We start from the raw sequence: 7,141 nt of genomic DNA, 5'->3' as shown, positions 1-7,141 counted from the left end.
CCGGAGATGCCACGGTAAATCACAACCCCATCTGGCGGAAGGTGGGGTTCATGGATCGCACTCCATCAAGCGGCCAATGGCGTCACGCTCGAACAGCGTATGGCGCTCCGGACGTTCGCCGCTTTCGCCATAGCCAATTTCGTCCAGGCGAATCAGGTGACCGCCAGCGCGGTAGCTGAAGCGCAGGATCAGGTTGTCGACCTGCGCTACCTCACTCAAGCGGTCCGATACGCATAGACATACTGCCACTGGTTGACTTACGTCCTAATTTTTCAAAAAGTTCAAAGTCGCCACATGCGCTGGCTCTTAAATAGCCAATAAGAGGATTAGCATAATTAATTTCGAGCTTAGTGCAGTCTTTAAACCTAGACCATACCAAACCTAAAGCTCATCAATTAACCCTACCATCCAACACTGACTTAACCGCGCCAATATATTTCTTATCTTCATGCCTAAAAATATCATCACCCTCTAAAAAGTAGGCTTTACATAGATAATCCAGCGCTTTTGGATCTGCTTGTTCGTACAGGCACTGACCGAGCCGCAAGAGTACAAAACAGTTGTGAGAACCATCCGCACCATCCATGGCATCAAAAAACTCTTCCGCGGCATCAGCATAATTTTTCAAGTGAAAAAATGCATCCCCAACACTGGCTTTAAGCCAAACAAACGCATCCCACTGCACATATGGCTCGGGCAACTTTATCAACGCAATTCGATAAACCTCAGCTGCCCTAGAGTACTCTCCTTTATCCATCAATACGTTACCCTGCTCACTTAGAGCAAGAATTTCGTCATATAGCTGATCTGGCAAATCTTTCATTTTTCTTCTTGATAGCCAGTAAAAAAGTCCAGATATTTTTTATCAAACCCTTGAAAGGCTCTCCCCTTACCAAGTTCAAAGGCCTTTTTAAAAAACTCGTAAGCCGATTCTTTTTCATTCGCACCAAGATGAGATGCACCAAGGAATATGAAGCTTGAAGTCTCGCGGGGAGGTTTTGTTTGAACTGCCCTAACTGCCCAAACTTTCGCTTCGTCATAGCGCTCAAGCTCTAAGTAAAGCCTGGAATAACACTTGGCAACCCAATGAGCAAGGTCCCACTGCTCTTTAGGCTCAGGCAGCATATTCCAAGATTCGCCGTACTTCTCCAGCGCAGATTCATAGGCACCAGACTCATGCAATAAATTACCCGCCTCTACAATCGCGACAATCTCTTGAGATAACGGCAAATTAATTTCCGACAAATCGTTCATACACACCTCAATAGCTAAAATATTCATGCGGCCCGATAAAATTATCTGGTGACCTATAAAACTGGTTCAGCCTAGCACCTGCCGACCGATTGAATGAAAAGTGCTCTAACTCATAATTCTTAGAGTCAAGCATCCATTTCCGAACTTCTTTGGACTTGGCACCGAAGAAACCTCCGCGATCATTCCAATAAGTCACCGCATCATACTTGTGCGCCATGTCAGCTTCCGCCACCGAGTACCACTGCTTGTCGGTCGAACTCTTAAACTCCATATCATTACCGCGACCTCGAATACGCCCCTCTTTTTTCATAGCCTCTATAACTTCTCGACCAGTCTTGCTGGATTTGCCCGGAGTCCTTCCTAAATACTCAGTTCGGCAGCTTAGTCCCCACGGATCAATCCACCCAGTCGAGTTAGGTGCAAATGCATATAAGTTAATCCCACCCAGCAAACTTATGGGATCATGGGAAATAAACCTGCCTACTTCTGCATCATAGAACCTTAACGTATTATAGTGCAGTCCTGTTTCAGAATCGAAATACTGGCCCTGGAAGCGCAGATTCTGCTCGACCTGATTGACGACCAGATTCTCTATCGCACCCCATGAACGATACGTCGCCTGCCAAACGACCTTGCCGTCACTATCCGTCAGCTCCAGCGGCGTACCAATCTGGTCTGTATGGAAATAGTAGAGCTTCTGCCCTTCCCCTTCCGCCTGGTCAACTCGCGCCAACGGCGCATAGCTACCCGGCTCATACACGTAAAGAGTGCTGTTCCCGGGCGTCTCCTCACGCAGCATCCTCAAGCCTTGCCAGAGGAAGCGCTTTTGCTCGACCTCGCCGTTGATTTCAGCACACTTGGCAACCCGTCGACCCAGGCTGTCGTAACGGTAGTGCCCGGTACTCTCCAGCTTGCCATTGACCAACGTCTCCGCCCGTACCAGCCGGTTTTCGCAGTCATACGCAAAGCTCTGCAGCTTGCTGTGCCCCGAGCGCTTCTCGATCAGGTTGCCCCAAGGATCGTAACGGTACTCCTGATCCCGCCACTGCTTGATCCGGTTGTCCTTGACCTTGGCAAACTGCCGCGCATTGAAGTCCAACCGGTTCGCTGCCGCGTCGTAACGGAATTCTTCGCTGCCCACCAGCGAGCCGGTATCACGACTGCGCAACTGGCCGTTGGCTTCGTACTCGTACTTGATCTCGCCCCGTAGCTTGTCCAACGTGCGCACCAACTCCCCCGCCGGGTCGTACTGGTAACGGCGGTGAATCGGGTTGTAGGCATGCTCGACCAGCAACGAGGTGTTAATGCCGGTGTTATGCACTTGCGAGAGCTTGTCCGCTGGCAAGGTCGAGGCAAACTGCCAGGCCTTGCGCCCCATCGCGTCATAGCCAAAGCAACTGGTGAGCTTGCCTTGGGTCCTGTACACCTCGCGGTGCAAATCATCGCGCTCCATGTCGCTGATCACCTGGCCATCCAGGTTCAGTTGGTGCAGGTGCCCACTGCCGTAATACAGATGGTTGACCTTGCGGCCATCCGGCAGGGTCAGCGTGGTCAGGTTGCTAAGTGGGTCGTATTCATAGTCCAGTGCCCCACTTGGGGTCAGTTCCTGGGTCAGTCGCCCCAGCAGGTCGTAGCGGTAACCCAGCTTTTCATCGGTGATCCCCAGCTGCTTGCCCGCGCTTGTTGGGTGGCGCTGAATGCTCAGTAACCGGTCAGCCTCGTCATACTCGAAATCTTGCCGTGCATCGCGATTGACTTTGGCCATCAAGCGGCCAATGGCGTCACGCTCGAACAGTGTATGGCGCTCCGGACGTTCGCCGCTTTCGCCATAGCCAATTTCGTCCAGGCGCACCAGATGACCACCGGCGTCGTAACTGAAGCGCCGGGTCAGGTTGTCCACCCGCACCTCTTCGCTCAGGCGGTCCGACGCGTCATAGGCAAAGCGGTAGGCCGCGCCGTTCTCGTTGACCAGTGCGGTCAGGCGCAGGGCCTTGTCATACTCGTAGCGGATCCACTCGCCCTTGGCATCCTGGCGACTGCTCGGCAGGCCGCGCGAGGTGCGTTGCAGGTAGGTTGTCTGGCCTTTTCCATCGGTGTGCTTCAACACCTGGCCAAGGGTATTGTAGGTAAAGGTTTCCGCAGTGCCGTCCGGATGATTGATACGAAGCACTTCACCATCGGGCTTGCGTTCCAGCGTAGTGGTCTGGTTCAACGCATCGGTAACGGCAACCAGGTGCTGGCGTTCGTCGTAGCGGTAGTAGGTGCTTTTGCCCGAACAGTCCTCGAAGCGCTCGACCTGCGCGTAGGCATTCCACCACAGATACTTGGACTTGAAGTTGGCATCGATGATCGTGTGCGGCAGGCCGTCATCGCTGTTGAGATACCGGGTCTTGTTACCCAGCGGGTCAATCTCGGTAACCAGGTTGCCTTTTTCGTCGTAACGCGCCTGCCAGACGCTGCCGTCGGGGAAGCGGGTTTCGGTGACCCGCGGGCGTGGATACGCACGCTCTTACGGTCCGGTGGAAGTGAGGCGACTGAGGTAAAGTTGGCAGCCGTCTCAAACCAGAATGTTAAAGAGCCTTATACTATCAACATATTTTCCAGCCAAGAATCACTAGTCACGAAAGCAACATAGCACCCAGCCAAGAATCATCCCCAAGGGGCGTAAGTAAAATCGCTATCAATTTTTTTGAATTCCAGCCCAATAAGATTCCTTTCAAAGTAACCGCACATGAACTCTGAAGAACAGACCATTTGCTTTAACTCTTCACAATAAAAAAGATCTTCACAAACACCGGACCTTACAACAAACTCTTCGATTCGATCATAGACCACAGGCATACCTTGGCGTTCTCCTTCAGGCCTTAACAGCCCCTCGTTCATGAGAACAAATTTAGATTTATCCACATCAAGCATTGAACATCTGCCCTGGACAAAAAATAGATTGTAATTCTTATTTACCTTGACACCTTTTCGCAACTCCAACATCAAAGGCACACTAAAATATTTGCAATCATACAATTCACAGAGATGCACGAAATCCGAAGACACGATATACTGCTCAAAAAAAGCATCCCCATAAAATGTATCCAGATCGATTTTAGCTTGGTATATATTACCAAACATATCTCTACTGGGATTCTCTAAAACCTGGTTGAACTCTGGTAGCTGGGGAGCCCACTCAATATCAAAAAAAAGCGGCACCCCATGATTCTCATCAGCATTAATTACATAAAACTCTTTCATAATACCTCACATCAATCCACCCGAAACAGGATCGACTTTAAAGAGACCATTCTGCAGTCCTGATCCCGCCCAATCCTGAATATTTTTTACACCCAAAATCAGTTGCGTATCGCTCAATTGAGGAGCCACTTTGTTTAGCTCTAGGAGCTTTTTGCCGACTGCTGCCGTATACACATCATGATTTGTCCAATGCCCAGGCAGGTCTATATACTGAACATTTTTCTTGTCTGGCAGAAAAATTCCGTTTGATGCCCCGTCACCATCAAAACCCAACCCTTTCAAACGCTTAAACATAGATCCAAATATGGACTTATTCATCAATTGCTCAGGTATGAGATGGTGATTAGCCATACCATCGCCAGTTCTATGCCCCATATTTCTACCTAGCTTGGTAGAACACCACCCCAGCGGGTCGATTTCCTGTACAGGATTTGTAACATATGAATAGATGTTTATTCCACCTGCAAGCCCTATAGGATCCTGCGACAGAAACCGTCCGAGCTCAGCATCGTAGAAACGGAACGTATTGTAATGCAGCCCAGCTTCAGAATCGAAATACTGACCTGGGAAACGCAGATTCTGCTCGACCTGATTGACGGCCAGATTCTCAATCGTCCCCCACGAACGATACGTCGCCTGCCAAACGACCTTGCCGTCGCTATCCGTCAGCTCCAACGGCGTACCAATCTGGTCTGTATGGAAGTAGTAAAGCTTCTGCTCTTCGCCCTCAGTCGCCCCAGCAGGTCGTAGCGGTAACCCAGCTTTTCATCGGTGATGCCCAGCTGCTTGCCCGCGCCTGTTGGGTGGCGCTGGATGCTCAGTAACCGGTCGCCGTAGCTCAATTACCAATGACGAGCGGTACCCCCCCTCTAAATCGGTTCACAACATAAAAAGAAGGGGTCATAGAGACCCCAATACATATCAATTATTAAAGAACAGCACAGCAAGGTGGATTAAAAACCGCCAGCACTGCGGCACTTTATAAATATTGCGAGCCAATAAACCGAGCCTGCCCTAATCCATCCCAACCTAAAAATCAAGCCTACAAATCATTTAAAAATGACTACCGAGACCAGTCAATTTTCAATTGACCTGAGCTCACACTCCTCAGAAAATCAACTTGACTCTCAAACTCAGCCTCAACTAGATCCTCATTTGTTTCGCATTCATTAAAACTCATGAGATAATCCAATCTATTTATGACGTTCTCAGAGCAAGCATAGATATCTTCTTCTCTGCCCGTTAGCACTCCCTTGACGGCAAAAGCTGCCGCCGCAAGATAGTCCGTCAGCCCTTGAGACACATCAATATCTGACTCAGAAACAGCATCAACATCCCAATCCAACACCTCTAAAAAACTAAGATCACTCTGCGATATATCGGCACTACCATCATACGACCATAACCTCCTAGCCAGACTGGCCACCCGATTTTTTGCCTGACCGCCTAATACTTTTTCAAAGAAAATAATTATGCCGGGGTCGGTCTCAAAATAGTACAGACACCAAGCACTAAATTTTGCACGCTCAGTTGGTGTTAAAACCCTCAGTGCGCCTAGCAAGATTTGCTTTCTCTCCGACGGAAATGTCATTTCTATCTCCTTATCAATCAAAAATTCCGCCAGCGATATCTACATGAGGCTGACAGCTTGGGCATGAAGCGTTTCTTTGCAGTCCTCCCCATGACACTCCCCATCGCGACACCACAGCGTCTTCTGGCAGATTTCTTAAAATTATACGCTCAGCATGATTTTCCAATTTTTCGAAATCTTTCACAAAGGCTCTGCCGTTGAAAATATTTTCTTTAGGCACTCCAAGCTCTTGAAGCAACTCGCGCTGCGCGGGTGATAGACGGCCTCCGCTACCAGCCGCAAATAATTGTGGCTTCCCGTTCACGTTTGCCTCCACGATTGAAACGGTGGAATTCCGTATAGCTCTCGCATCCCCCCACCAGCTAAGTCGTGAACTTGCCTAGCCTTCCCACTTAATTCACCACACCACCCCCAAGGATCCATCCAGATGCAAGGATTTGGTGCATATTGATATAAGTTGAATCCACCCAAAACACCAATAGGATCTTGACTGTTAAATCTCCCCGGCTCGGGGTCGTAAAAGCGAAATGTGTTGTAGTGAAGGCCTGTTTCGCCATCAAAATACTGCCCGGGGAACCGCAGGTGCTGCTCGACATCATTAATCGCAAGCCTTTCCACCGCCCCCCAGGAGCGATAAATAGCCTGCCAAACGACCTTGCCGTCGCTATTCGTCAGCTCCAGCGGCGTACCAATCTGGTCTGTATGGAAATAGTAGAGCTTCTGCCCTTCCCCTTCCGCCTGGTCAACTCGCGCCAACGGCGCATAGCTACCCGGCTCATACAGGTACAGGATGCTCTGCCCAGGCGTTTCCTCGCGTAGCATCCTCAGCCCTTGCCAAAGGAAGCGCTTGTGCTCGACTTCACCGTTGATCTCAGCCTGCTTGGCTACCCGTCGCCCCAGGCTGTCGTAGCGATACTCCCCTCGGCTCTCCAGCTTGCCATTGACCAACGTCTCCGCCCGCACCAGCCGATTCTCGCAGTCATACGCAAAGCTCTGCAGCTTGCTGTGCCCCGAGCGCTTCTCGATCAGGTTGCCCCAAGGATCGTAACG

9 protein-coding genes and 1 pseudogene are annotated in these 7,141 nt (G+C 50.2%); 1 reads left to right on the top strand and 9 read right to left on the bottom strand.

Annotated elements, in window-relative coordinates:
* Positions 1-48: 48 nt before the first annotated feature.
* The 4 genes from TZ03_RS30945 to TZ03_RS26800 all read right to left on the bottom strand — a co-directional run bounded on the left by TZ03_RS30945 (position 49) and on the right by TZ03_RS26800 (position 3,424).
* Complete coding sequence (locus TZ03_RS30945) at positions 49-219, bottom strand: hypothetical protein (RefSeq protein ID WP_177328511.1); 171 nt, start codon at positions 217-219, stop codon at positions 49-51.
* A 172-nt stretch (positions 220-391) separates the two neighbouring features.
* A complete protein-coding gene (locus TZ03_RS26810) occupies positions 392-823 on the bottom strand; it encodes a tetratricopeptide repeat protein (RefSeq protein ID WP_051101334.1) in 432 nt (143 codons plus the stop codon).
* Positions 820-1,254, bottom strand: a complete 435-nt coding sequence (locus tag TZ03_RS26805) for a tetratricopeptide repeat protein (protein WP_051101333.1) — start codon at positions 1,252-1,254, stop codon at positions 820-822. Before TZ03_RS26805 ends, TZ03_RS26810 begins: the two co-directional genes overlap by 4 nt.
* A gap of 7 nt (positions 1,255-1,261) precedes the next feature.
* On the bottom strand, positions 1,262-3,424 hold the full coding sequence (locus tag TZ03_RS26800) for an RHS repeat-associated core domain-containing protein (protein ID WP_414860326.1): 2,163 nt from the start codon (positions 3,422-3,424) through the stop codon (positions 1,262-1,264).
* Here TZ03_RS26800 and TZ03_RS32100 point away from each other — a divergent pair.
* Complete coding sequence (locus TZ03_RS32100) at positions 3,407-3,889, top strand: hypothetical protein (protein ID WP_414860325.1); 483 nt, start codon at positions 3,407-3,409, stop codon at positions 3,887-3,889. The two genes, TZ03_RS26800 and TZ03_RS32100, sit on opposite strands and share 18 nt — an antisense overlap.
* Before the next feature lie 14 nt (positions 3,890-3,903).
* Here TZ03_RS32100 and TZ03_RS26795 read toward each other — a convergent pair whose 3' ends face one another.
* The 5 genes and pseudogenes from TZ03_RS26795 to TZ03_RS26780 all read right to left on the bottom strand — a co-directional run.
* Positions 3,904-4,500 (bottom strand): hypothetical protein, encoded by a 597-nt coding sequence (locus TZ03_RS26795; RefSeq protein WP_051101332.1) that lies wholly within the window; start codon positions 4,498-4,500, stop codon positions 3,904-3,906.
* A 6-nt stretch (positions 4,501-4,506) separates the two neighbouring features.
* A pseudogene (locus TZ03_RS29420) lies at positions 4,507-5,232 on the bottom strand (RHS repeat-associated core domain-containing protein); the annotation flags it as partial.
* A 331-nt stretch (positions 5,233-5,563) separates the two neighbouring features.
* Positions 5,564-6,091, bottom strand: coding sequence for a hypothetical protein (locus TZ03_RS26785; protein WP_051101330.1), 528 nt, complete (start codon positions 6,089-6,091; stop codon positions 5,564-5,566).
* A gap of 13 nt (positions 6,092-6,104) precedes the next feature.
* Positions 6,105-6,395 (bottom strand): hypothetical protein, encoded by a 291-nt coding sequence (locus TZ03_RS30940; RefSeq protein WP_152645550.1) that lies wholly within the window; start codon positions 6,393-6,395, stop codon positions 6,105-6,107.
* On the bottom strand, positions 6,392-7,141 hold a 750-nt coding region (locus TZ03_RS26780; RefSeq protein WP_177328512.1), incomplete at its 5' end, for an RHS repeat domain-containing protein. The genes TZ03_RS30940 and TZ03_RS26780, both read right to left, overlap by 4 nt.

Source organism: Pseudomonas sp. 10-1B (assembly GCF_000935045.1).
GTDB lineage: Bacteria > Pseudomonadota > Gammaproteobacteria > Pseudomonadales > Pseudomonadaceae > Aquipseudomonas.
The sequence above is the reverse complement of the archived record's forward strand: the minus strand, read 5'-3'. Positions and strand labels throughout refer to the sequence as shown.